The sequence below is a fragment of the Brevundimonas sp. SORGH_AS_0993 genome (genome assembly GCF_030818545.1).
Lineage (GTDB): Bacteria > Pseudomonadota > Alphaproteobacteria > Caulobacterales > Caulobacteraceae > Brevundimonas.
In genome coordinates, this window is record NZ_JAUTAH010000001.1 from 267,381 (window position 1) to 291,256 (window position 23,876).

Below are 23,876 nucleotides of genomic sequence, written 5' to 3' on the forward strand. Positions count from 1 at the left end.
ACGATCACCAGCGCTTGACGAGCTGAAGGGAGATCTGCCGGCCCAGCACATTGGTGTTGGCGGCGTCGTAACCGATCCCCGCTGGCGCATCGTAGAAGGGCGGTTCCTCATTGGTCAGGTTGAGCACATTGAGGGTGAACGAAAGGCCTTCGGGCCATCCGCTCCCGAGGTCGTAGCGGACCTGGCCGTCCACGGTGATCCAGTCGTCGATCCCGCGTCCGTTGACCCGATCGCGTCCTCCGCTGACGTGGTTGAGGGCGCCGCCGAGGGTGAGCGGGCCGCGAAGCCACTGGGCGCCGAAGCGGCCCCGCCACCGCGCCGGAAAGTTCGGGGCGCCGAGCAGGTCCTCGGTGGGAGACGCAGCGGTGACCGCCCGGTCGTTGGTCAGGAGGTGGGTTATGCTGGCGTCGAGCGAGATGTCGTCCGACCCCAGGGTGAAGCGATAGCGGGTCGAGAGGTCGAGCCCTTCCACCTCCACGGCCGAGGCGTTGACGTAGCGATTGTCGATGACGGCGCCGTAGGCGGTCGCCGGGAAGACGTTCGGATTGAAGTTGCCCGGGTGGCTGAGCAGGGACTGGACATAGGCCCGGTCCTCCGCGTTGGAGCCGGGGCTCACATACCGGATGAACGGCGCCAGGGTCGGGTCGTTGAGGGCATTGATCAGGTTCTCCGCGACCGGGGTCGCGATCCGGTCTTCGAAGGTCGTCCGGAACCAGCCGGCCTCGATCCGCAGCCCTTCGACGGCGGCGGGCGTCCAGACGAAGCCCGCGGTCCAGGATTCCGCAGTCTCCGGGATGAGATCGGGATTGCCTCCATACTGGACGATGCTGATCACATTGGCTCCGGCGCGATCCAGGAACACCGGGCCGAGCCGGTAGGCGCTGTTCAACTCCCTCAACGACGGGGCGCGGAAAGAGGTGCCGTAGCTGGCGCGCAGGAGCAAATCGGGCGTCGGGTTGTAGAGGACGCCGACCTTGGGATTGCTGGTCTGGCCGATCCCCTCGTGATCCTCGATGCGCCCGGCGAGCGACAACTCCAGCCGTTCGAGGCCAGGCCTGGCGTTGTCGGGTCCCACGAGCGGGGCGCGCAGTTCGACGAAGGCGGCGGAGACGTCGCGATCGAACGCCGTCGGAGCGGCGATGCGAGGCGTCGCGCCGGAGATGAAGTTCTCCCCGGAGGTTTCGAAACGCTCTTGGCGATAGTCGACGCCCACGGCCATGCGCAGGTCGCCGCCCGGCAAGGCGAAGAGGACGCCGTCGGCCTTGAGGTTGAAAGAGCCGACCGTGCTGACATTCTCGGACCGCAGATAGCCGGAACCAATGAAGGCTAACAGCGCAGGGCTGTGGGCGGCGGGATCGCCATAGGAATTGAAATAGCCGTCGACCGCCGGATTGAAGGCGGTGCCCGGATTGTCGGGCGTGGCGCCGAGGGCTTCGTCGAGACGGGTCGTCTGCACCCGGTTCGAAGCCGTGAGACCGGTGGTTTCCCGGCCGCCGCTCAGATAGGCGGCGAGGTTCCAGCCGGCGAGTTCACCTGTGATCCCGACGGCGCCGCCGACGCTGCGGGAGAAGCCTTCGTCACGGCCTGGCCCCAGGTCGTTGATGAAGGAATAGGCGATCTCTTGGTACAGCTCGCCCGCCACCGGCACGAAGAAGGGGTTGTCTGGTGTCACGAACAGGATGCCGATGTCGGCCACCGAGTCCTGGCTGTAGGTCCGGTCGGTGTAGCGAAGGTCGCCGTCCAGACTGAAGCCGCCCGGAAGGTCCTGGCGGCCCGCCACGAACAGGCTGTGCCGACGCTGGTGCGGCAGGCTCCACAGGCCTTCCATCTGGTTGGTCAGATTGACCTCGCCCAGGCGAAAGTCTCCAGGTGCGAGGCCCACGCCGTTCTGGTTGCGAGGGATGGCGTAGACCGGTTCATAGGATCCGCTGACCGGATCGAACGCCATGAGGTTGCCCGGGGCCGCGTAGGTGAAGCGCCAGTCCGAGCCGCCCAATGGGCGCAGGTCCGCATTCGCGGTCGCGCGACGGTCGGCGGCGCGCAACTCGCCCCGGTCGTGGAATTCGTAGGCGGCGATGAGGCCGCCGCTGGACCAGTTAAAGCCGCCGCTGTGGGACAGGAGCAGTTCCTCGGCCCCGCCGTCGCTCGTGCCGCCGACACGCAGCCGGCTCTCGGTGCCATCAAACCGCGATTTCAGGATGATGTTGACCACACCCCCGACCGCGTCCGCGCCGTAGAGGGCCGAGGCGCCGTCGAGCAGCACATCCGCCCGGGCGATGGCGCTGCTGGGAAGATTGGAGATGTCCGAGAAGTCGCCGGCGCTGCCGGTGCCCGCGATGCGCCGTCCGTTGACGAGAACGAGGGTTGCATCCGCCCCCAAGCCACGCAGGTTCACCCCGGTCGCACAGGCCGAGTTGCGGCTCGTGCGGTCCGCGCCCGTTCCGGCTGAGCCCTCATAGGCGGCGCCCGTGAAGTTCTGGGGCAGGGCGGCGAGCGTCTCGGCGACCGTCGCGCGTCCCTGCCGGGCGATGTCGTCCTGGGTGATCACGGTGACCGGCGACGGACTGTCGGCCCCGCGCAGATAGGTCCCCGTGACCACGACTTCCTCAAGCTGGGTGGCCTGTGGTTCGGCTTCGGCGCGGGCCGAGGGATCAACGAGTACGAAGACCGTCGGACGACTTTGGCGATAGGTCAAGCCCGTCCCGCGCAGGAGCTCCGCGAGCGCGGCCTCAGGGGTGTAGTCGCCGGTGAGGGCGCGGGCCTGCCGGCCGGCGACGAGCGCACTGGGATAAAGGATCTGCAGGCCGCTCTGTTGGGCGAACACCGGCAGGCTGCGCTCCAGCGGACCGGCGCCGATGCTGAACGTCCGGACGGCCTGGGTCGATTGCGCGATAACCGGCGTCGCGACACCCAGCATGAGCGCGGCGAGCGCGGTTGAAGTAAACGTGTGACCCATGATCTCCCCCTCTTTTCTACCCGCGGCTTTGCGGGGCGGGGAGGAGACGTTGGGTCGCGGGGCGCCCCCTAAGTCCGGACGCAGATTATTTTCAGGCCGGCCCCGAGAGGATCAGATGGCCGTCGGCCGCTGTGGCGGCTTCCAGGTGATAGAGGTCGCGCAGCGCGGCGACGAAGCCGTCGATGTCCCCGGCGTTGAAAACGCCACTGACGCGTATCGACGAGATGCGTTGGTCGCGAAGCTCGATCGGTTTGGAGGTGTAGCGGTTCACCTCCGTCACGGCCGCGGCGATCGGCGTGTTTTCGAAGGTCAGCCGGCCGACCGTCCAGCTGGTTTCGGCCGGGACATTGACCGCGACGACCCGGGGCGTCGGACCCGAGGTAATGACCTGCTGGCCGGGCGACAGGCTCCACTGGGCCGTCGTCGAAGACGGCTTGTGAACGTCGACGCGCCCCTCGACCATGACGACACGCGCCCCGGAGCCGGATCGCCGAACGTCAAAGCGTGTGCCGACGGCGGTGACCTCCGTGTCGCCTGCCCGGACAAGGAAAGGCCGCGCGGCGTCGCCCTCGACTTCGAACATGGCGCGTCCTGCAGAGAGCGTGACCAAGCGACGGGCGTCAGTGAAGTGAACGGTGACCCGCGAGTCCGTGTCGAGGACGATGCGGGAGCCGTCTTCCAGCCGCACGGTGCGTTGCTCGCCGATGGCCGTGGCGTAGGCGTCCGGCCGCTGCAGGGACCACCAGGTCAGGCTTCCGACTCCGATCACTAGGGCCAGGGCGCCCGCGACGCCAAGCGGGATCAGACGGCCAGCGTCCCGCATTCGACGCCGGGGGCGCGCCTTTTCGACCCGACCCAAGGCCTCGTCGGCGAGCACCGCCATCGCGGGGCTTTGCGCCAGCGTCCCTGCCGCCTCCCACATGGCTTCGAGACGGCTGAACGCGCGCGCGTTCTCCGGGTCTCGTCGCCACTCGCTGAACGCCTTGACGTCGGTGGTCGTGACCTTGCGCTGGTTCAACTTGCTGAACCAGTCGGCGGCTTCCTTGCGCCTGATGTCGGCTTCAGCCTCGATCATCATCCGTTGCCTACAGGTCCAGCCGAGACGCGCAGTACTCGAGCGCCCTGGACATTCGCCATTCCACCGTTTTCACGCTGATCTCGAGCGACACGGCGATCTCGGGATAAGTCATACCGCCAAAGCGGTTCAAGACGAAGACGTCGCGGTAGAGTTGCGGCATGGACCGGATAACCTGTTCGAGAAGGACTTGGTCGAACTGCGGCGCGGCCTCGGCCTCGGCAGGTCTTTGGAGCGCTTGGCTCTGGCGACGGCGACCCTCTCGTCGGCTCTCATCGCGGACCAGGTTGAGGGCGATCTGAAGCAGGAACGCCTTTGGATGCCGGATGTCCGACAAGGCGTAGGGCGCCGCCCTAAGGTAGGTCTCCTGGACGACATCCGCCGCAGCGTCGGCGCCGATGTGCGGGCGTAACCGGCGACCCAGCCAGACGGCGTATCGCCGGTAGAGACGGTTGATCCCGTCCTGCGCCTCCGTCCCTAGCTGCTTCGTATCGGTCACCACGGATCTCCGACCTCTCGACGAGAGGGGCGGAATCCGGGCGTGGCCGCGCGATTCCGGGCAGGCGCGCAGACGCGCGACCTCAGAAGGCGGCAACCGGCGTACGCGCAGAGCGGAAGCCGTCGATGATTTGATATCGCACAGGGGATTCCAGGCCCCACCAACGCAAGCGTCGGCAACGCCACCATGAATCAAACGGAATCCCGGTGCAAGCCGGAGGGGTCGGGCGTTGGAATCCTCTGCGATCGCGAGGCCCGCTGCTTCGGTTCACAGCGGCGCCCCTGTCACCTGGACAGACCCCGGCTCAAGCTGTGCGCCTATCTCACGGCGCCCGACTCGAACGGTCTAAAAGGGCGCCTACCTCGGAGCAAGCGCGTCAATGCGACTTATGACTCAGCAGGCTTTCACCGCAAGAAACTGGCGGTCGCCCCGCAATTCACTGTCGTTGCCCGGCTGCTGATTCCCGCTCACCGTGCATGGAAGTCAACGGAAGGGAGCCGACAGTGGAGTCCTATCGCCACGCGGAAGGCCGGTCTGTCCCGCTTTTGAGCGGACGAGAAGCCGAGTGTCTGCTCTGGGTAAGCCGCGGGAAGAGCTCTGCGGACATCGGTCAGATCGTTGGGCTCTCCCCACGAACCGTCGACAGCTATATTGAGAAGGCCTGCGCCAAACTGGGTGTACGGACCCGGATCGAAGCGGTCGCGGTCGGGGTGCGCACCGGCATCGTCGACCCCGAAAACGACTGAGCCGACGCAGCCCCTTTTGATCCCCTGAGAAGAAAGGGGGCGGGTCTGGAACTTCTGTGTAGAAGCCGGAGGTTTCGGCCCTGATCGCCGCCGACGCATGCGTCCCCTGGCTCAAGACCAGCGCCTGTTCGTTCCGGAACCCGCCACCCTCATCTTGTCCACTGGCATCGCGATTGTCGATTCAGCGGCCGAGCGCCGCCATTGGCGAGCATGGGACACTCCGAAGGATGACGATCGCCTGCCACGCTGAAACGGCTCCGACGCCGTTGATCAGGGCTTGGCGCGTTGGGGACCTGTGCGCGATGTGGTGGGAGCGTGAGAAGTTGAACGGAGGCTACCCTAAAGACCGCTCCTGACCCCTACCCGCCATTCGCCAAGTACGCTTCGCCGATGGCTTGGTGGTCCTGGCGCCGCGGCACACCGACAGGCTCCGGCATCCGCTGCGACCGAGGCAACCCCCTGTGACAGACCGCCAGCCCGACGGTCCGGCGCGGTGGAGGGTGACGGGCGGGTCCTTCGGGGCCCGTCCTTATCCTTTGAGAGGGGGCGCCCCGCAGTAAGGCCGCTCCGGTCAGGCGGCGTAGCGTCCCTGTCGACTGTCCGCAGACGGTTGCGGCGATCCCTGCGCTTCTAGGTTGCGGCGCGGTGGGCATTGCGCCGATAAGCGCGGATCGTCGACGCGGGCGGGACGGGGAGGGCCATGAGATTCAGAGCGGACGGCCCTGACATTCCCGACCCGCTCGTGTTCGCCCAGGAGCGCGGGCAGGTGCTGTTCATCTGCGGCGCCGGCGTGTCCATGCACATCGGCCTTCCAGACTTCAGAGGTCTGGTCCAGGCCATCTATGACGCGCTCGGCGAAGACTGGGGGCCGCATGCTGCGGAACGCGAGGTGATGGCGGCCGATGGGAGCCTCAAGGGCCAGTATGATCGGGTGCTGAGGTCGCTCGAGCGTCGGCTCGCCGCCTCCAACGTCGCCCGCGCCCAAGGCATGCGCGACCGCATGCGAGCCGCAGTTCGCGCCTCGCTCGTCCCGCCGCCCGGGGTCGATCTGAGCCACCACGCCGCCCTTCTGTCCCTGTCGCGCGGGGCCGAGGGACAGACCCGGCTGGCCACCACCAATTTCGACACGCTGTTCGAACAGGCGTGGCCGGGCGGCGGGGCGCCGTCTCACGCCGGCGCCGCCATGCCCCAGCCTCTGACCGCGGCCTGCACGGGCGTGCTGCATCTTCACGGCCGGCTGAGGGATGACGCCCTCGGCCTGGGCGACACCGACATCGTCCTGACCAGTGCGGAGTTCGGCGACGCCTATCTGAGGGCCGGCTGGGCCTCGCGTTATGTCTACGATCTGGTGCGCGCCTATACGGTGGTGCTGGTCGGCTACCAGGCGGACGACCCGCCCATGCGCTATCTGCTGGAAGTGCTGGAAGCCGACCGGGAGCGGTTCTCGGACCTGCAGCCCGTCTACGCCTTCGCCCATGCCGCGCCGGGTCAGGAGGCGCTGCAGACTGCGCTGTGGCGGTCGAAGGGGGTGGAGCCCATCCTGCATCGTTCCGTCGCGGGCAGCTATGCACCACTCTATGACACGCTCGGAGAGTGGGCGCTCTACGCCGGGGATCCCACCGTCTGGCGGCGGGAGGCCGTCAGACCGCTGCTGGCGGCTCCGCCGTCGGCGGCCGACGAGGCCGGGGTTTCGCGGGCGGTGGAGCTCCTGTCGCACGGCGACGCCGGCGCCCTGCTCGCGGAGCTCGATCCCGATCCAGCCTGGCTCGAGACGCTGCGGGAACGCGGGCGTCTGTTCTCCGGCGCGACCCTGCCGTTGGTCGACGCGCCGCCTCGGATCAAGCCAGGCGCCTGGATCGCGGGACGGATCGACGATCTGGCCATGATCACGGCCTGCGCGGGGCTGCCGGCGTTCGACGAGGACGCCGTCTGGTTCATCCGGCGTGCGGTCGATCAGGCCGATCCGCCCCTGTCGGAGGTCCGGCGGCAGGCTTGGGACCTCCTCCTGGAGACCCGGGCCGGCGGCGAAGCGCCGGACTACGGCCTGGACTGGTTCCGCACCCTACGGCGGATCGCGGCGGGCCATACGGGCTTTCCCGCGCGCCGGCTGATCGCCGGCATGGCGCGGCCCCGCCTGTCGGTGGGCAAGCCCTACCTGTTCGACGCCGGCGAGGAGATCAAGGGCCCGGAGACCCTCGGCCGGCTGATGTGGGTCGACTTCAAGTCCTCCCTGCCGGGTCCGGTGGACGAGATCCTGCAAGCCTGGCCGAACCGGCCGGAGACGAACCTGGCCCTGATCGAGACCCTCATCCGGACCCTGACGGAGGCGCTCGAACAGGCCGAGGACGTCGGATTCCTCTCCGGCTGGGACGGCGCGGACCGGGACGTGCCCTCGGTCGCCCCGCATCCCCAGAATGAGTATCGCGACGGCTTCTATCCAATCGTCCAGCTGATCGCGGCGCTCTGGACGCGGCTCGCCGACGGCGATCCGCCGGCCGCGGTGGCGCTGGCGCAGACGTGGGCGGCGTCCCGACTGTCTCTGGTCCGTCGGCTGGCCCTGTTCGCCGGCGAGCATCGCGCCGTGCCGGCGGAGATTGCCATGGACGGGGTCGACCGGATGGACGACGACGCCTTCTGGATCGGCAATAGCCGGGTCGAAATGACCCGTCTGCTGATCGCACGCTGGGCGGAGCTGCCGCACCACCGGCGGGTCGCCGTGGAGGCACGCATCCGCCAGGGCATGCCGCGCGACCTGTTCCGCGAGGACGTGGAGTGGGACGACGGGGAGTGGGCGGCGACGTTGGAGAATGCGGTCTACCGCCGGCTAAGCCGCCTCCAGGGCGCCGGCTGCGCCCTGGAGGCCGAGAGCGAGGCCCGGCTCGCCGGGATCGCCGCCGCCTATCCGGAGTGGCGGCCCGGCCCCGGGGACCGGGACGACTTCGGCTCCTGGTCCGAGACCCGGATGGGACCGGACGGCCATCCCGAACTGCTCGAGAGCGTCGCGGACGGACGGCTGGTGGAGGAAGCGCTGCGCCTCCAGCAGGAGAACGCCTATGAGGAACACGACCTGTGGCGGGTCTTCGTGGGCTCGGACCCTAGCCGTGCTCTGCGGGGGCTCAGGGCGAGAGCCGAAGCGGGAACCTGGGAGCCGGAGGCATGGCGGCCGCTGCTGTGGGCGGCGTTCGATCATGAGGACGCAGCGCTGCAAGCCGATCTGGCGGCGGCCTTGCTGGAGGCGCCGCCAGAGACCCTGGCGGCGCTTGCGGACTCCGTGGCCTCCTGGCTCAGGCGTCAACGCGCCGCCCTGGCGGAGGCGACTTTCTGGGCGCTGTGGGACCGTCTGGCGGACCTCGTGTACAGGCCGGGCGAGCCGGCGGAGCCGGACGGCGACCTTGAGACCCGGTCGTTGAACGACGCCGGCGGCGTGCTCGCCTGGATCCTGCTGGACGCCCTGTCGGCGACGTCTCCGGCGGCGGGGTCGGAGTTCGCCGGCGCACCCGAGGGTCTGCAGGCGAGACTGGACCGGGCCGTCGCGGCGCCGGAGCCGGGCGGGCTGCTGGCGCGGGTTCGGCTGGTCCGGCATCTGGCCTGGCTGCACCGGACGGCGCCGGACTGGACCGGCCGGACGCTCGTGCCGCTCATGGCCTGGACGCAGCCCGAGGCCGCCACGCTCTGGAAGGCCCAGGCCTCGGACCAGATCGGCGGGCCGGAGCTCTACAACGCCCTGCGGCCGGATCTGCTGTCGGCGCTGTTCAGCGAGGCCATACCGGACCGGGACGCCGGACATCTCGTCGGGCGGCTGCTGCAGATCGTCATCTCTCACATCAAGGGCTTCAACCCGGAGTATGAGGGGGAGGCCGCCGAGCTCCGCAGCGTTCTGGCCCGGGGGCGGCCCGCCTTGCGGCAAACCGTCGCCTCGCAGCTCTGGCGCCTGACCGGCCGGCTCGGGGCGGAGGCGGAGTCCGCCGCCGAACGGTGGCGGACCACCGTCGGGCCCGTGTTCGATGCCATCTGGCCACTGGACGCCGCGTTGCGCAGCGCCGAGACCAGCAAGCTTCTGGTCAATATGGCGCTTGCCGCCGGCGACGCCTTCCCGGAGGCGGTGGAGGCGATCAAGGATGTTGCTGCGCCCTACCGTCTGTTCCGAATCGCTCATTCGCTCCTGATCGGCGAAGGCCACAGGACCCTGCACCAGGATCATCCGATCGCCTTCATCGCTCTGCTGGACGCCCTGATTGATCCGGAGATCGCGGCGGCGCCTGACGATCTGGGGGCGGTGCTTGATGACTGTGTGGAGGCGGACGGGACCGTGGTCGGCTTGCCGGCGTATCGGCGCCTCAGGGCTATCCAGCGCCTGAGCCAGGCCTAATCACCGCGCCGGGAGATCAAAAAAATGCCCTCACGACGGGCGGAAGGGGCGAGGTGGGCAGGCTAGATCAACGTCTTGCCATCGGTGCCTTAACGACGGACTGCCCTGTTGCAACGGGTCGGAAGCAAACGCTCACCCGAGTGCGCCGAGAATGTCCGCTTTGCGTCGGCGAGTGAACGACCGCTGTTGACGCAGACCACCCCTCTTGCGAGCGACCTGTTCGGACTGCGAGCGAAGCAGAACTGATGCCGGTTTGGTCATCTCGCCCCGTTCGGGACGTTTTGGGTAATGGCTGAACTGGGGCAGAGTGATCTGCAACGATCTGTGCGGGGCGAAAATGGCGAGAGTTCGGGGACAGCTTCAGCGGGACCTGCTGGAGTACACGGACCTATTCTTCTGGACGGTCGAGAAGGCGATCGTTGTTGGCGCCATCGGATTCGCCGCGAGCGTAGTTAAAGCACCCGGCTTGTCCTTTCTTCACTGGCTCGCACTCGCCGTTCTCGTAGTCGGAGCCTACGTCCGGATCCGGCAGGTCCTTTTCAAGGACCTGGACGAGGCCCAAAAGGCCGCTCTGACGGCGGCTGAATCCTTGGCGCTCGTGGGGCGCTCACGCGCCGCTCTCGGGGTCGGCGGGGCTCTGATTTTCGCCATACAGTATTTCGCGCATGTGATGTCGTTGGCTGTTGTGCATTGAGCGGCGAAGGACCCTCTCGGATCAATCATGTCCTGAACCGGTCCATGATCGGTTCAGGCGATAACCAGCCCCGGATCAGTCAGAATCTGACGGCCCGGTTGGTCGATAACGTCATCTTGCCGGGTCTGGCCGCCTTGCCGACCCATCAGGGCCTTGTACTTTCGGGGGCGGCCTCCCAGGAGGAGTTCCTGGATCGCGCGGCGAAGCATTTCGACAATGTGACGGCCGCCGAGGCACGGCGCGGTTTCGCGCTCGTCCTCGCGGCGACCTTCGAACGTCACTTGCGGCGATGGCTGTTCTTGGCCGGGACGCCCTCGGCGGGCTCGATGAAGTTCGCCGATCTTCTGGAGGCAGGGTTGGCTCGACTCACCGACGCGCGACGCACGCCCGAGATGAAGGCGACGCTCGATGAGCTTGTTCTGGTCGGCAATGTGCTGCGCCACGGCAATGGTCGGTCGGTGACCGCCCTTAGAGCGGCAGCACCGGACCTTTGGCACGATATCCCCGAGGAGGATCATCACTGGCTGGAGCGAACCTATACTTACGCCGAACTCATGAGAGTCGAGATGGGACATATACGGCGCTACTCCAATGCGATCCTTCTCTTCTGGGGGCTGGCGGACCGCTTGCCGGGGGCCGCGCTCGACGAGAGGTATTGAGGCGATCGGGACCGGCCAAGCCGCGCCTCAAGGCGTGCGGCATTACCCGCGTTCCAGCAGATGTGACCGAGGCGCTAAGTGTCCGGATTCCGCCCGTCCGGCGATGTCTGCCTTTGGCGCATCACGGACCCCACTTGGTCGTGAATAGGGGGAACTGATCTAGGGACCCCGGCCTTCCCGTCCTCTCCATGCTGCCGTCCTCGGCGATCCTGCTGGCAGTTCATCATGAGCGAGGCTGAATACTCAGGCTGACTGGGGTGCCTCCTCGGGTGGCGGCCCGCTCCAGATCGACCGGGGGAACCGCCCGTGCTCGAGGGCCATGTCGAAGATGTCATGCAGGGCGCCGATGAACCGGTGGGGCGCTCCGAGATTCTGCGTCGTCATATGCAGACCCGGGTAGTCGATCAGCATCAGTGGGACCTGGATGGCTTCCACCGCGGCGAGGATCGGTTCGCTGTTCTCGAACTGGGTGTCGTCGAACATCTCGCGCACGACGACCAGGCCAAGAGGCTGGCGCCCTTCCAGCGACAACGTCACCGGCCCTGCTTCCGACGTGATGACGACGCCATCGTTGCTGCGGGCGTACAGGAGTGCCCCGCTCAACTGCTTGGTGGCCTTCTCGATCTGGTTCTGGATCGTCTGTCGCTTGCGATCGAGCGTTCGGGCGAGGGACGCCTCTGTGTTCGGACTGTCCTTCGCTTCCACAAACAGCATTTCTTTGGCCGTGACGATCAGGACATCGCACAGCTCCTTCCCCGTGTCGGCGCGGAACGGGTTCAGGTAGATGGCGTCCGCCGGAAAGACGCGACCGAACATCACAGCGATGTCGCGCTCCTGTGGCGGGCCGGGGTCTTCTCGCACGAGCGTGGCAATGGAGGGTCCGTGAGAAGTGGCCTGGAAAGCGGTCGCCGCGGGGCGGGCATCCAGGATCGCCAGATCCTCTGGAGCGAGGAAGTCGACAATCCGAAGCTCGAACGCCGCCTCATCGTCCGCAGCAACGCGGATGGAGAAGAGATCGTTAAGACGTCTCATAAGCCGCGCAAAGCCATCCTCGTCGTACTCGGGAAACGAAGCGGATCGGACTGCGTCTGCAAACCGGGAGGCGGCTGGGTTGTCGACCCGGACGCTCAGCAGTTCCCGATCATGCTCATCGATGAAGTAGACCTCGAACGCGGATTGAACGAGCAAGGCCGAGACGTCGATCGTGAGGTCGTCGCCGGCAAAGAGCGCCGTCGTCATCGTGAGCGGCTTGTCGTGATCGTCGAAGAAGGTCGTGACCAGACCAAGGTGGCTGGTGGCGCCGCCGACATCGGAGATCAGATAGATCCGAAAGCCGCCCTTGAGCCGAGCCGCGAGGATCGCTTCCTTGCTGGTCTTGATGACCAGGAAGACCGTGCCGTCGGGCAGCCTGATCGGCATCAGGCCGTAGCGGAAGCGCTGCGTAGCGTTGAAGAGGTGAGGGTAGCGAACGGATAGCATGACGGCCCTCCAAGAAGCGCTGGTAGTATGATGCTGGACGACGGGTGGCGCCCGCGGTCCTCGGGACTACTATCGCCGCTCAGATCGGCAGTCTCCGTCGAAGCGGAAACGCCAGCGCGGAGCAAGGGTCGAAATCATGAGCTCCGTTGGACTGGTTCCGAGGTCTCGATTGCAGCAGATCCCCAAGCGGCTCTGGCTCGCTCACGAGTACTGCTACTTTCTCCACGATGAAGGCGTCCGCCTACTCCAACAGTACGAAGAGGGGAGGGCTACGACGGTTGAGATCGATTTCCGAAATCGCAGGGACGCTGCAACCTTCGCGAAACTGGCGAAGCAGCAGAACGCGATCGATGCTTTGCGCGCCACCGGGTATCCGGCCGAAGCCCGGAGGGTGGTGCTCAATTCGATCACCATGGCGATGGTGTCGGATGTCCTCCTGCACCTTTTCGAGGCCTTGCGCTGCCTCGAACGCCGCAAGACGGTGGTCGCCCTGAACCTTCTCCGCAAGCCGCTCACCGACAGCCTGATCTATCTGGCATGGATGCTTGGGGATGAAGACGGCTTCTACGCGAAGTTTACGTCAGGCGACCCCGGGGAGCTAACCCATTCGAAGCTGGGAAACCGCCGCCTGGCCATCCTTCGGGACGCCTTGGCAGAGACGGCGGCGGGGGACTTCATGACACCTGAGTTTCTTCTACAGGCGCTTTTCGATCCAGGCGCCCCAGGAGGACTCTATGGTCTATTCCAGCACGCGGTGCATCTCGTGACCGTTCAGCGCGTCGAGATCAAGACGAGATCCGAGAACTTCAACTTCATCTTCAAGAACCCCACCGACGATGACATCTATGAGAGCGTCTACGGGCTCCTGCCGGACATCCTGCTGTTCCTGTCTCATGTGATCATGGAGCTCTTCCAGCGCATCGCTCCGTCAGAGCCTGGCGGGCGACGCGCGTTCGAGGTCAGATCGACCTACGGCTTCATGTTCGCCGCCAGGCCGGAGGGGGCGGAAGCCTCGCGTGCGAATCTCGCCGAGGCTTTCGCGGATCACCTCAACTGCGGTGGATGCAGCGCGCCGGCAACGCTCACCATGCACAATGCGGCCCGAGCTGTGTTGTCGGAATCCCATCGTTGCACCCGCTGCCGGCGAGTACAGGACCTGCCATTCTCCTGGTTCTTCTGAGCGCTTGGAGAGACAAGCGATCGTGGTGACGAGATCCCGGGCGAGAACCGCCGGAGGGCCCGTGGGGCCGACAGGCAGGCTCGACTGCTATCGGCTCGGCTCTGGCTCTGCTGTACCGAGATCGGGCAGACCGAGGTCTGCTCTGTGATCGTAGAGCGGCATTAAGCAGAGGTGCAGCACCAGCCAGCAGGCGTAGAAGCCGTCTGGCCCGAATGCATCGCCATCGTGCAGCAGGCCATGTGCGACGCCGTGTCGGATCTGCGGACCGGCAGGGTGGAGAAAGACCTGCTCGATGTTGAACGCCAGCTCCGGCCCAAACACGGCTTCGATGTCGGTGCGGTGATCACGGAACAGCGCTGAGAGCGTCTTGTCCTCCTGTGTCTGCGCCGCGTCATCGAAGGTGGTCACTTCGTAGCCGGACGACTTTAAGCAGCACCGGAGGCCAGCCTCCACAAGAGGCGTCAGCACGTAAAGCGCGGCGCTAGCGTCGCCCCGCAGGAAGTTGCTCAGACCCCGGGCGAAGGTGTCTCGGAGGCCCTCGGGCACAAAGGGGCTCATCTGCAGGGCTGGGCGCAGGACATCCGGAGCAACGTAATACGTTCCGGCGATGTATCGGCGGGCGACATCCAGCAGGCCGACGTCGATCTTTCGGCTGAGAGACTGATGCTGCGCAATTTGCGCCTGAACGCTGCTGTCGTCGGCGGCTTCGCCGAACCCGCCGCCTGCCGCCGAATGCCGAACCTTGCCCTCGCGGTCGTGGAATGACGCCGCGAACATGGCGCTCATCGGATGAGCTTTCATGGACTCAAGCGCCTCTTCCCGGGCCTTCTCGGGATCCGGCGAATTTCGCAGAACCGCGAAGAGGAAGAGAGCGTCATAGAACCCGAGGCCTTCAACGCGCGCGGCTAGCTCTGCCCGGAGATCGTCGATGTCCAGCGGATGCGAGACAGTCACCATCTCCTCCCCGATGCCGGCTTGGGCGTCGATCAAGAGATGGCGTAACTCTCGGCGGCGATCACGCGCGTCTCGAACGCCAGCCAGGGCGCTGATGGCGTCAGCGAGGAAGCCGGACGACAGCATCGCCGAGTTGGCCATCTGCTGGGACATGCCGACATAAACATCAGAGAGTCGCCGTTGGCAGGCGTGGGCCTTCTGGGTCTCCGAAGCGCGATGGTAGATGCGGGCCGCGACCTTGAGAGCATCGGCCGCGAGATGGCCATCTTTGATAACGTCGAGCGTGTCGACAGTCGCTTCGATGTCAGCGGCAAGCACGGCGGGCTCCTCGAGGCCATAGTCGAGCTGGAGATCCCCCAGTGCGATGTGGCGGCTGACATCGCCTCGTTCGCGGGTGCTCAACCGTGCTGCCTCTATTCTCTCGGCGATAGGCGCACAGTCCGGAGCATGATCGCCGAAGGAACGCGATCGGGCGATCATCATGCAACGCCTGAGGACGCCGATGCCGAGCCGTCCTCCTTCCTGATCGGTGTGGCGCTTGAACGTCGCCGAGCCAGAGGACACTCCGCTCAGAAGGCGAAGGTAGGCGTCGATCGCCAAGCGTCCCATCTCGTGACGACGTCGCTGAAGGATCCATGCGACATCGGCCGCGCGGGACACGATTGCGGGATGCTGGGAGCGCTGGGCGACCGCCGCGACGGCGTCTACGCAGGGCCGGAAGTCCTGCAGGGCCGATGATCGGCGGCCGTCCGCCCAGACTAAGATGGGGCGGAACGGCTCGGTGGGGCTTCTGGCCTCCAGCATCATCGAGGTCAGCCCCCAGACCAGTCGGAACACTCGGGCTGACTCTGGGGCGACGCCGTCTTGCTTTGAAGCCGCAAGGAAGAGGTCGCTCAGCGAGTGCCAGTCCGCCGCCGCGTCAGCGGGAATGAGGTCGTCAATGGCGCAGGCCGCCACATCGTCCACCGTCGCTTCCGCCCACGGCGGGCAGTCAGGCTGGACATCGCCGCGCTCGTCTGGCTCCGAAGCGCTCATGATTTGCCCCGTGCTGATGCGGACGAGGGCAGCGACTTGTAGGTGTCGAAATGGGCGCCGAGTTGATCCCCAACACCGACGGCGGGGCAGGCCATATTGAGCGTCACGGCCCCGACAAGAAGGAAGCAACACGCCATAGTGACGGTGTCTTCGATCTCGTCTGCCCCGCAGGCGGGCCCCCAGAGAATCTCGGCTCGTAAGCCGCCCTGTCCATCGTCCACGTAGCGATTCAGCGCCTCCAGCAACGGATGAGCGGCATCGGACGAAAGCTGTCTGAACAGAACGTAGAGCCCGTCCAACCCGCCGTTCCGCGCCATTTCCTCGGTCGCAAATGAGCCCGTCGGCTCAGCCTCTTGCTTCAGGCGGTCAACGAAGGACTTGAGTTCCGAGTGAGCCGCGGGCTCGATCTTGATCGTCTGCTCCGGCTGATTGAGCAGCCAGTTCGCTCCTTTGGACTTCGAGCCCATCTCGTTCGCGACAATTCGGTCGATGAATCCGTCTTGCATGCTGACGGCGGACGCCAACGCAAACACGGTTTCCAGACAGGTGCGCGCCAGCGTGCGGGCCTCGACGACGGCTCCGCGCTCCGCCATGAGGATCGCCCCCTGGAAATTCGAGAGAGCCCGAACGAACAGGAGCTGGGCAATATTAGTCGCGTTGAGGCCGTCGCCGTCGACTGGCGCTTCTGAGGTCAGCAGGAGGTGCTGAGCCGTTCGGTTGAGGGCGCCTGCGAGGCTAAATGCCGCCTCGCTGTTCTCCCGATGCTCCCGAATGAACTGACTGATGTCGGGAGATAGAAAGCCTTCCTCTTGGATGGACATCCCGCGGTTCCCTGTCCGAGGCCGTGCGTGACGACTAGCGCGCATGTCGCGTCCAGTTCGCTACGATTATTGGGTGCGTTTGCGGCGCAGGGAAGCGTGAACCGTTGTCCCGGACGACGTAGCTGCGGGGGTTTGATTTAGGGGCCCCAGCTTTCTCGGTCGTCTCTCTCCCGCCGCGCATTGGCGGCAGCTTAAGGAGAGACAATGCCCGACTTCAGTAGCATTGCGACCAAGGTGAAGCGCCCGAGAGGCCGGCCGCCGATACCGATCGTCGAACACCCGAGCCCTCTGTGGGAGGCTGAGGCTCATCCTATCGATTTCCACGGCGCTCTCGACATGCAGATGCGCCGCCACGGTGAGCCGGCCCACCGTCTTCATCGCGCGGTCAAGGCTGCCGGCGGCCTCACGGATCGAAAGACAATTTCGGACTGGCGACGCGGCATCAAGACACCTCAAACACCGGCCAGTCTCAAGGTGGTCGAGTTGATCGAGCGCCGCTACCGGCTCCCCGAGCGCTATCTCCGCTCGCGACTGAACCGGAACCGCGCGATCGCCGGTCTGGCGCCGGATGGCGTCGAGCCGTCGGAGTCGCGGCGGCTGGCGTGGCATCTGCCTGACGATTTCCGGGCTAGGTCGATCCGTGAGAGAAATGAGATCCTGGCGTGGGTCCGGACGAACGTGTTGAGCGGAGGAACCGCTTACAGCCGCTATCACGCCGAGGTCTCGAAGCACCGCTTCTCGCTGCGGTTCAAGGAGGACGTCATCCCGCAGCGGCGGGGCAGGGGGCGCAAAGGGTGCGTTGAACTTGTCGCGCCGCCGCAGCTCCAGGAAGAGATGGCCACGTTGATCCGGTTTAAATCGGCGACGTTGACCGACATAGGATATCAGCGGTCAGGCGTCTGGGGTGAAGAGACTGCTGCCCAGCGCGGTGAGCACCTGGCGCTGCTTTTCGGCTCGCTGGCGGCGCCATCCAGCGGACCGGCCAAGGGCTTCGGAGCCTCCGCTGACGACCTCTCCTTCGCCCACCTCGTCTGTCCGGGAGTATGGGACTGGTACGTTCAATGGCGTGAGCGTCGGCGGGGGTTCTTCACCGGCTGGGAAGCAGAAATGCTGCTGCTCGCGGCTGCACTGACCCGTGAGAAGACCGGGTGGTTGCGCCAGAGTCCGTGGCTGGCGGACCGACTTGTGCCGATCCGTGGGTTAGTCACCGCGGACCAGGCAGCGGAAGCGCGCGCAGATTGGGATGCCGCATGCGCTCGTGTTCACGCACATGCCCTCCAGCGCGCCAAAGAGATCACTCGAGTGGCACGCATTCATCGGGACCCGTTTGAGCCGCTGCTGCCCATCCTGGAGTCCGCCAGCCCCGTCGGCGAGTATAGGAAGATCACCGCCGAGATCCTGAAACGCATGCCGGATGCGCGCCGCTACCCTCGGAGCGCGGCCGAGAGTGTTCGATCCCTATTGATGCTCCGCCTGGGGCTCCATCTTGGGCTCCGGCAAAAGAATCTGCGGCAGATGCTTCTCTGCCCAAAGGATCGATCACCCACGACGGAGCGGGAACTGGAGCGCCTGAAGTGCGGCGAACTTCGCTGGAGCGATAGAGACGCCGCGTGGGAAGTGCTCGTGCCCTGCGCCGCCTTCAAGAACGCAGGGTCGGCCTATTTCGCGAAGCGGCCCTTCCGATTGCTGCTGCCCAATCTGGATGGTCTGTACGAGTGGATCGACGCCTACGTGACGACCCACCGGCGGGTTCTGCTGGCCGGGGCGAATGATCCCGGCACGGTGTTCGTGAAAACTCGGAAGCGCACGTCCACGGACGCGGCCTACAACCAAACCACCTTCTACGAGGCCTGGCGTCTGATCATTCAGCGCTATGGCATCTACAATCCCTACACCGGTCGCGGCGCGATTCCGGGCCTCCTGCCACATGGGCCTCACAGCGTGCGAGACGTGCTCGCGACGCACGTGCTCAAGACGACAGGATCCTACGAGCAGGCGAGTTACGCGATCCAAGACACGCCGGCCACTGTGCAGGCCCACTACGGTCGGTTCCTGCCGCAGGATAAGGCCGCGCTTGCGGCGTCTGTCTTGAACAAGGTCTGGGCCTAGTGAGCCCAGGAGGGGCCGGGCCAAGTCCCGGCCTCTCCGACCTTCGCCATGACTCTGGAGTAGGGACGATGGCTATCGAGGTCGCTTGGATGCCTGCTGATATGCATCCGCTCGATGCTCAACACTGGAGATGTTAGGATGATGGGCGAATCAAATTCAGCCATTTGAAATCGCCATTTCGGCCGACCTGCCCCAAAAGGTGCCGAAAGATACAGTCATCACGTCTTTTTGATAGTCGAGATTTTCCCTTTATTTTCAACGGTACTGTATTTTCCCGGGCATTTCGCGGGTATCAGCGATTTTTGGCGCTCAAAAATGCGAGCAATCTCAGTGACCTACCGCTCTTACAAGTAATCGAGTGGGAATAATTCGGGCCTTTCGAAGCTTTTCGAAATCACTTTCGAATATCCTCGTAAGCAGTTGACAAAAAAGTGAATTTTCTCGAGACCCCCGCCGACCCGACCGGCGGGGTCTTTTGCCTGCGTCGGTGCGTTGTTTGCCTTGTCGGCGTTCTATGAAGCGGAACGGCGGAAGGCGGCGGGGCGCAGGCTGTGGCGGGCCAGCTTGTCGTATAGGGTCTTGCGCGGGATTTTCAGTCGGCGCTGGACCTCGGCCACGTCTCCGCCCGTGTCGGCCAGGGCGTCCTGCAGGACCTGGGATTCGAAACGGGCGACGCGCTGGGTCAAGCTGAGGTCGGCCAAGGCGTCGTCGGCGGCGCCTCCTTCGAATTCCAGACCCAGTGCGAAACGCTGGGCGAAATGGGCCAGTTCGCGGATGTTGCCGGGCCAGTCGGCCTCCAGCAGTCGTGCGCGGACGGAGTCGGTCAGGGGCGGGTGGGCGCCCGAGGGGCCGACCGGCGCACGGGCCAGGAGTTGGGCGAACAGCAGGGGGATGTCCTCGCGCCGTTCCTTCAGCGGCGGCACCCGCAGACGGACCACGTTCAGGCGATAGAAGAGGTCTTCGCGCAGGCGGCCGTCGACGACCGCACGGGCCGGGTCGCTCTTGGTCGAGGCCAGGATGCGCAGGTCCAGGACGCGCGGCTCATTGGCACCGATGGGATGAATCTCACGTTCCTCCAGAACCCGCAGCATCTTGACCTGGGCGTCCAGCGGCATGCTTTCGACCTCATCCAGGAACAGGGAGCCGTTGTGGGCCCGTTCTACATGGCCGATGCGGCGCCGCAGGGCGCCGGCGAAGGCGCCGAGTTCGTGACCGAACAGTTCGCTCTCGACCAACCCTTCGGGCAGGGCGCCGCAGTTGACGGCGACGAAGGGATGCAGGCGGCGCCGCCCGCCATTGTGCAGGGCGCGGGCCACGGCCTCCTTGCCGACGCCGGTGTCGCCCTCGATCAGCACGTCCATGCGGGCGTCTGCGATCTGGGCGATGGTGGCGCGAAGAGCGCGAATCGTACGGCTGTCGCCCAGCAGCGGCAGTTCGGTCCCGGCTTCCGAAGTCAGGGCCGCAAGGCGGCGGTTGTCCAGCACCAGGGCTCGTTTCTCCATCGCCCGCTTCAGGCTGTCGTGCAGGCGGGCGAAGTCGAAGGGCTTGGCCACGAAATCGTAGGCGCCGTCGCGCATGGCCGCGACCGCTTCGGCGATATCGCCATGGCCAGTCATCATCAGGACGGGCAGGCCGGGGTCCAACGCCAGAAGGCGGCTGAGCAACTGGCGGCCATCTATGCCCGGCATCCGCAAGTCGGTGACGACGACGCCCGGGAAGTCCGCAGTCAGGGCCTTCATAGCCGCCTGGGCGGTGGGGAAGGGGCGAACCTCGAACCCCTCCAGCGACAGGCGTTCATTGAGTGCAGCCCGGAAATCGGCGTCGTCTTCGACCAGGGCGACGGTGTTGAGACGGGTGAACTCCATCAGGCGACCCTCAGGGTGACGACGAAGACGGCGCCGCGGGGCGAAGGGCGCAGGGTCAGTTCGCCGCCGAAGCCCGCGACGATGTCGCGGCAGATGACCAGGCCCAGACCCAAGCCGGTCGCCTTGCTGGTGACGAAGGGGGTGAACAACTGGTTCCGAACCTCGTCCGAGACGCCCGGGCCGTTGTCCGCGACGATCAGGTCGATCTCTGTCCCGCGCGGCGTGATGCTGAGGGTGATGACCGGCCCGGCCGTCCCTTCCAGCGCTTCCAGGGCGTTCTGCATCAGATTGACGAGGACCTGTTCTAGCCGGAACCGTTCGCCCAGGACCGTCGCCTCGACCGTCGGCTTGTCGCGCACCAGGCGAACCCCGGCCTGTTTCAACCGACCGCCCAGAAGCAGAAGGGCGCCATCGACGGCCTGGTGCAGATTCACCGACTGCTGCGCCGCCTCGGCCTTCCGGGAGAAGGCGCGCAATTCCTGGGTAATGGCGCCGATACGGGCGGTCATTTCGCCGATCTTCTGCAGTGGGCGGGCCGCCTTGGCCGGCTGACCGCGTTCAAGATAGGCAGCGACCGTTTCGGCCTGGGTGCGGATGGCGGCGACAGGCTGGTTGATCTCGTGCGCGACGCCCGCCGCGATTTGGCCCAGGGCCGCCAGCTTGCCCGCCTGGACCAGTTCGTCACGCAGAACCTCGCGCGCGGCCTCGGCCGCCTGGCGTTCCTCGATCTGGCGGTTCAGGGCGGCGTTGGCCGCGCTGAGGTCCTGGGTCCGTTCGGCGATGCGGCGTTCCAGTTCGACGCGCGCAGCCTGGGCGGCGCGCTCGCGCGCCGCGGCCTGTTGTCGGCGGCGCAACAGGACGCCCGCGACGCCGAAGATCAGCGTCAGGATCAGGGCGGTCAAGGCGCGGGCGCTGGCGACCGCCGCGCCGATGGCGCCGCGCGTCGGCGTCAAAAGATGCAGCACCCAGCCGGGCGTCGCCGTGTCCGCCCGACTGTACATCCAGTCGCGCCGAACCCCGTCCACCGACGCCTTGATCAGTCGGGGCCTCTCGCTGTCCGGCGTGGCGAAGGGCAGGGGCGTCAGCGCCCCGTGACCCAGGGTCTGGTCCGTCAAGGTCAGGCGACGGCTGGCGGCGTCCAGCGGCCGCAAGGTGCGGAACCGCCAGTCCGGCACGCTGGTGATCAGCACGACCCCGGCCGGATCGGCGACGTAGGCGGGCTCTCCAGAGGCGCGCCACTCGGCTTCCAGGGTGTCGAATTCCACCTTCACCACCACCACGCCCCCGGGTCCGCCTGCGGCGTCGTCTATCCGACGGGCCAGATAGAGGCCGGGGCGACCGCTGACAGTGCCCAGGGCGAAGAATTCGGCCGCGCCGTTCCGCATCGCGCCGATGAAATAAGGACGAAAGCCGTAGTCGGCGCCGACGAAACTGGTCGACAGACGCCAGTTGCTGGCCGCCCGCGTCACCCCGCCCGCGTCGATGACATAGATGGCCGCCGCGCGTGTCTGGGCGGCCAGGGCCTCCAGCTTGAGGTTGATCGCCTGGGCGGAGCCGTGGGGCGCGCGCTTCAGCAGTTCGGCGATGTCCGGATCGGTCGCCAGGGCCAAAGGCAGTGAGCGGTGCTTTTCCAGCTCGCTGCGCAGGACGGCCGCATGGAGGGCGGCCGCCGTTTCCGCCTGGCGCGCTAGGACTGCCGAGGCGTCTCGGCGGGCGACTTCACCGGCGACCAAGGCCGCGATCAGCACGGCAAGAAGCCAGCACAGAACCAAGGCGCCCCACATTCGGCCTGACCCGCTGCGCCAGAAGGCGGGGATTCGAAATGCAGGGGGCGCAGCGGTCATCCGCGCACTGTGCGACAATCCGCACGAAGCGGCCACGAATTTGCGCGGATTGACGCACACCTATTTTCTTCAATGGGCTGTGTATCCATAAATATACTTACAATTCAATTGGTTGATCTCTGTTTCGGTCCGGCTTGGCGCTCGACGGCGAGGGCGTGACACTCAGGATTAAGCGTGACGCAGATCGCGCGGAGGAAGCTGCGAGCTTGGCTCGCTCTCTGGAGCATCGAAATGATTCCTGCCGCGTCCGCTGCGCCGGCGACGACCGTGCGCCGTCCCTTCTATCGGCACCTGTATTTCCAGGTGCTGATCGCCATCGCCCTGGGCGCCTTCATCGGGCATTTCTGGCCCACCTTCGGTGAAAGCCTGAAACCGCTGGGCGACGGCTTCATCAAGCTGGTGAAGATGGTCATCGCCCCGGTGATCTTCCTGACCATCGTGACCGGCATAGCGGGCATGCGCGACATCGGCCGGGTCGGGCGCGTGGCGGCCAAGGCCTTCGCCTATTTTCTGGTCTTCTCGACCTTGGCGCTGATTGTCGGCCTGATCATCGCCAACCTGGTCAGGCCCGGTCATGGGCTAAACATCGACCCGGCCAGCCTGGATACGGGCGCGGTGGCCCAGTACGCTCAGGCCGCGCACGAAAGCACGATCATTAGCTTCCTGACCGGCATTATCCCTGACACGGTCGTCAGCGCCTTTTCGACCGGCAACATTCTTCAGGTGCTGTTCGTCTCGATCCTGTTCGGCATCGCCCTGGCCATGGTCGGCGACCTTGGCAAGCCGGTCCTGACCTTCCTGGAATCCGCCAGCGCCGCCTTCTTCAAACTGGTCGCCATCCTGATGAAGGCCGCGCCCATCGGCGCCTTCGGGGCCTTCGCCTTCACGATCGGCGCCTATGGCATCGCCTCGGTGGCCAATCTGTTCGCCCTGATCGCCACCTTCTATCTGACATCCGTCATCTTCGTCGTGGGGGTGCTGGGGCTGGTCGCCATCGCCAACGGCTTCAACATCCTGAAGCTGATCCGCTATCTGAAGGAGGAACTGCTGCTGGTGCTGGGCACGTCCAGTTCCGAGGCGGCCCTGCCCAGCCTGATCTCCAAGATGGAGCGCGCCGGGGCGGCCAAGTCGGTCGTCGGCCTGGTCGTGCCGACCGGCTATTCGTTCAATCTGGATGGCACCAACATCTATATGACCATGGCGGCCCTGTTCATCGCCCAGGCGTTGAACATCGACCTCAGCCTGCAGGATCAGATCCTGCTGCTGCTGGTGGCCATGCTGTCGTCCAAGGGGGCGGCGGGCATCACCGGGGCGGGCTTCATCACCCTGGCGGCGACGCTGTCGGTGGTGCCCAGCGTGCCGGTGGCGGGCATGGCCCTGATTCTGGGCATTGACCGCTTCATGAGCGAGTGCCGGGCCCTGACCAACTTCATCGGCAATGCGGTGGCCACCATCGTCGTGGCCCGATGGGAGGGCGAACTGGATCGCGACGCCTTGAAGGCCGCGCTGGACGGCGGGTCCGCTCCGTTGGCCGCCGCGCCCGACCCGGCCGCAGGACCCGGCGACGATCTGGTTTTGGCCGACGACTGAC

At 66.0% G+C, this 23,876-nt stretch carries 15 protein-coding genes; 7 read left to right on the forward strand and 8 right to left on the reverse strand.

Annotated elements, in window-relative coordinates:
• Positions 1-4: 4 nt before the first annotated feature.
• From QE389_RS01465 to QE389_RS01475, 3 genes are all read right to left on the reverse strand, one after another.
• Entirely contained in the window at positions 5-2,956 is a 2,952-nt protein-coding gene (locus QE389_RS01465) for a TonB-dependent receptor (RefSeq protein ID WP_307363967.1), read from the reverse strand.
• A gap of 91 nt (positions 2,957-3,047) precedes the next feature.
• Positions 3,048-4,031 carry a FecR domain-containing protein gene (locus QE389_RS01470; protein WP_307363969.1) on the reverse strand — a complete coding sequence of 328 codons (984 nt, stop codon included), beginning with the start codon at positions 4,029-4,031 and terminating at the stop codon, positions 3,048-3,050.
• A gap of 10 nt (positions 4,032-4,041) precedes the next feature.
• Entirely contained in the window at positions 4,042-4,530 is a 489-nt protein-coding gene (locus QE389_RS01475; RefSeq protein WP_307363971.1) for an RNA polymerase sigma factor, read from the reverse strand.
• A gap of 503 nt (positions 4,531-5,033) precedes the next feature.
• Between QE389_RS01475 and QE389_RS01480 the strand changes: the two genes are divergently transcribed.
• From QE389_RS01480 to QE389_RS01495, 4 genes are all read left to right on the forward strand, one after another.
• On the forward strand, positions 5,034-5,276 hold the full coding sequence (locus tag QE389_RS01480) for a helix-turn-helix transcriptional regulator (RefSeq protein WP_307363973.1): 243 nt from the start codon (positions 5,034-5,036) through the stop codon (positions 5,274-5,276).
• A 700-nt stretch (positions 5,277-5,976) separates the two neighbouring features.
• Positions 5,977-9,645, forward strand: coding sequence for an SIR2 family protein (locus tag QE389_RS01485; protein ID WP_307363975.1), 3,669 nt, complete (start codon positions 5,977-5,979; stop codon positions 9,643-9,645).
• A 307-nt stretch (positions 9,646-9,952) separates the two neighbouring features.
• Positions 9,953-10,339: a hypothetical protein gene (locus QE389_RS01490; protein ID WP_307363977.1), complete on the forward strand. Its 387-nt coding sequence runs from the start codon at positions 9,953-9,955 to the stop codon at positions 10,337-10,339.
• A 44-nt stretch (positions 10,340-10,383) separates the two neighbouring features.
• Positions 10,384-10,998: a hypothetical protein gene (locus tag QE389_RS01495; RefSeq protein ID WP_307363979.1), complete on the forward strand. Its 615-nt coding sequence runs from the start codon at positions 10,384-10,386 to the stop codon at positions 10,996-10,998.
• Positions 10,999-11,241: 243 nt separating this feature from the next.
• Here QE389_RS01495 and QE389_RS01500 read toward each other — a convergent pair whose 3' ends face one another.
• Entirely contained in the window at positions 11,242-12,477 is a 1,236-nt protein-coding gene (locus QE389_RS01500) for a hypothetical protein (RefSeq protein ID WP_307363980.1), read from the reverse strand.
• A 169-nt stretch (positions 12,478-12,646) separates the two neighbouring features.
• On the opposite strand from QE389_RS01500, the gene QE389_RS01505 reads away from it, so the two are divergent.
• Positions 12,647-13,657: a hypothetical protein gene (locus tag QE389_RS01505; protein WP_307363982.1), complete on the forward strand. Its 1,011-nt coding sequence runs from the start codon at positions 12,647-12,649 to the stop codon at positions 13,655-13,657.
• An 87-nt stretch (positions 13,658-13,744) separates the two neighbouring features.
• On the opposite strand, the gene QE389_RS01510 is transcribed toward QE389_RS01505, so the two are convergent.
• Positions 13,745-15,646 carry a DUF4209 domain-containing protein gene (locus QE389_RS01510; RefSeq protein ID WP_307363984.1) on the reverse strand — a complete coding sequence of 634 codons (1,902 nt, stop codon included), beginning with the start codon at positions 15,644-15,646 and terminating at the stop codon, positions 13,745-13,747.
• Positions 15,643-16,467 (reverse strand): DUF5677 domain-containing protein, encoded by an 825-nt coding sequence (locus QE389_RS01515; protein WP_307363986.1) that lies wholly within the window; start codon positions 16,465-16,467, stop codon positions 15,643-15,645. Before QE389_RS01515 ends, QE389_RS01510 begins: the two co-directional genes overlap by 4 nt.
• A 204-nt stretch (positions 16,468-16,671) precedes the next feature.
• On the opposite strand from QE389_RS01515, the gene QE389_RS01520 reads away from it, so the two are divergent.
• Complete coding sequence (locus tag QE389_RS01520) at positions 16,672-18,576, forward strand: hypothetical protein (protein WP_307363988.1); 1,905 nt, start codon at positions 16,672-16,674, stop codon at positions 18,574-18,576.
• A gap of 512 nt (positions 18,577-19,088) precedes the next feature.
• On the opposite strand, the gene QE389_RS01525 is transcribed toward QE389_RS01520, so the two are convergent.
• Complete coding sequence (locus QE389_RS01525) at positions 19,089-20,441, reverse strand: sigma-54 dependent transcriptional regulator (RefSeq protein ID WP_307363989.1); 1,353 nt, start codon at positions 20,439-20,441, stop codon at positions 19,089-19,091.
• Positions 20,441-22,225, reverse strand: a complete 1,785-nt coding sequence (locus tag QE389_RS01530) for an ATP-binding protein (protein WP_307363991.1) — start codon at positions 22,223-22,225, stop codon at positions 20,441-20,443. The genes QE389_RS01525 and QE389_RS01530 overlap by 1 nt, the downstream gene beginning before the upstream one ends.
• 291 nt (positions 22,226-22,516) lie before the next feature.
• On the opposite strand from QE389_RS01530, the gene QE389_RS01535 reads away from it, so the two are divergent.
• Entirely contained in the window at positions 22,517-23,875 is a 1,359-nt protein-coding gene (locus QE389_RS01535) for a dicarboxylate/amino acid:cation symporter (protein ID WP_307363993.1), read from the forward strand.
• Position 23,876 lies beyond the last annotated feature (1 nt).

Coding starts and splice junctions, on each gene's coding strand:
- QE389_RS01465 (WP_307363967.1), bottom strand. CDS start 2,956: ATGGGTCACACGTTTACTTCAACCGCGCTCGCCGCGCTCATGCTGGGT.
- QE389_RS01470 (WP_307363969.1), bottom strand. CDS start 4,031: ATGATCGAGGCTGAAGCCGACATCAGGCGCAAGGAAGCCGCCGACTGG.
- QE389_RS01485 (WP_307363975.1), top strand. CDS start 5,977: ATGAGATTCAGAGCGGACGGCCCTGACATTCCCGACCCGCTCGTGTTC.
- QE389_RS01495 (WP_307363979.1), top strand. CDS start 10,384: ATGATCGGTTCAGGCGATAACCAGCCCCGGATCAGTCAGAATCTGACG.
- QE389_RS01500 (WP_307363980.1), bottom strand. CDS start 12,477: ATGCTATCCGTTCGCTACCCTCACCTCTTCAACGCTACGCAGCGCTTC.
- QE389_RS01510 (WP_307363984.1), bottom strand. CDS start 15,646: ATGAGCGCTTCGGAGCCAGACGAGCGCGGCGATGTCCAGCCTGACTGC.
- QE389_RS01515 (WP_307363986.1), bottom strand. CDS start 16,467: ATGTCCATCCAAGAGGAAGGCTTTCTATCTCCCGACATCAGTCAGTTC.
- QE389_RS01520 (WP_307363988.1), top strand. CDS start 16,672: ATGCCCGACTTCAGTAGCATTGCGACCAAGGTGAAGCGCCCGAGAGGC.
- QE389_RS01525 (WP_307363989.1), bottom strand. CDS start 20,441: ATGGAGTTCACCCGTCTCAACACCGTCGCCCTGGTCGAAGACGACGCC.
- QE389_RS01530 (WP_307363991.1), bottom strand. CDS start 22,225: ATGTGGGGCGCCTTGGTTCTGTGCTGGCTTCTTGCCGTGCTGATCGCG.
- QE389_RS01535 (WP_307363993.1), top strand. CDS start 22,517: ATGATTCCTGCCGCGTCCGCTGCGCCGGCGACGACCGTGCGCCGTCCC.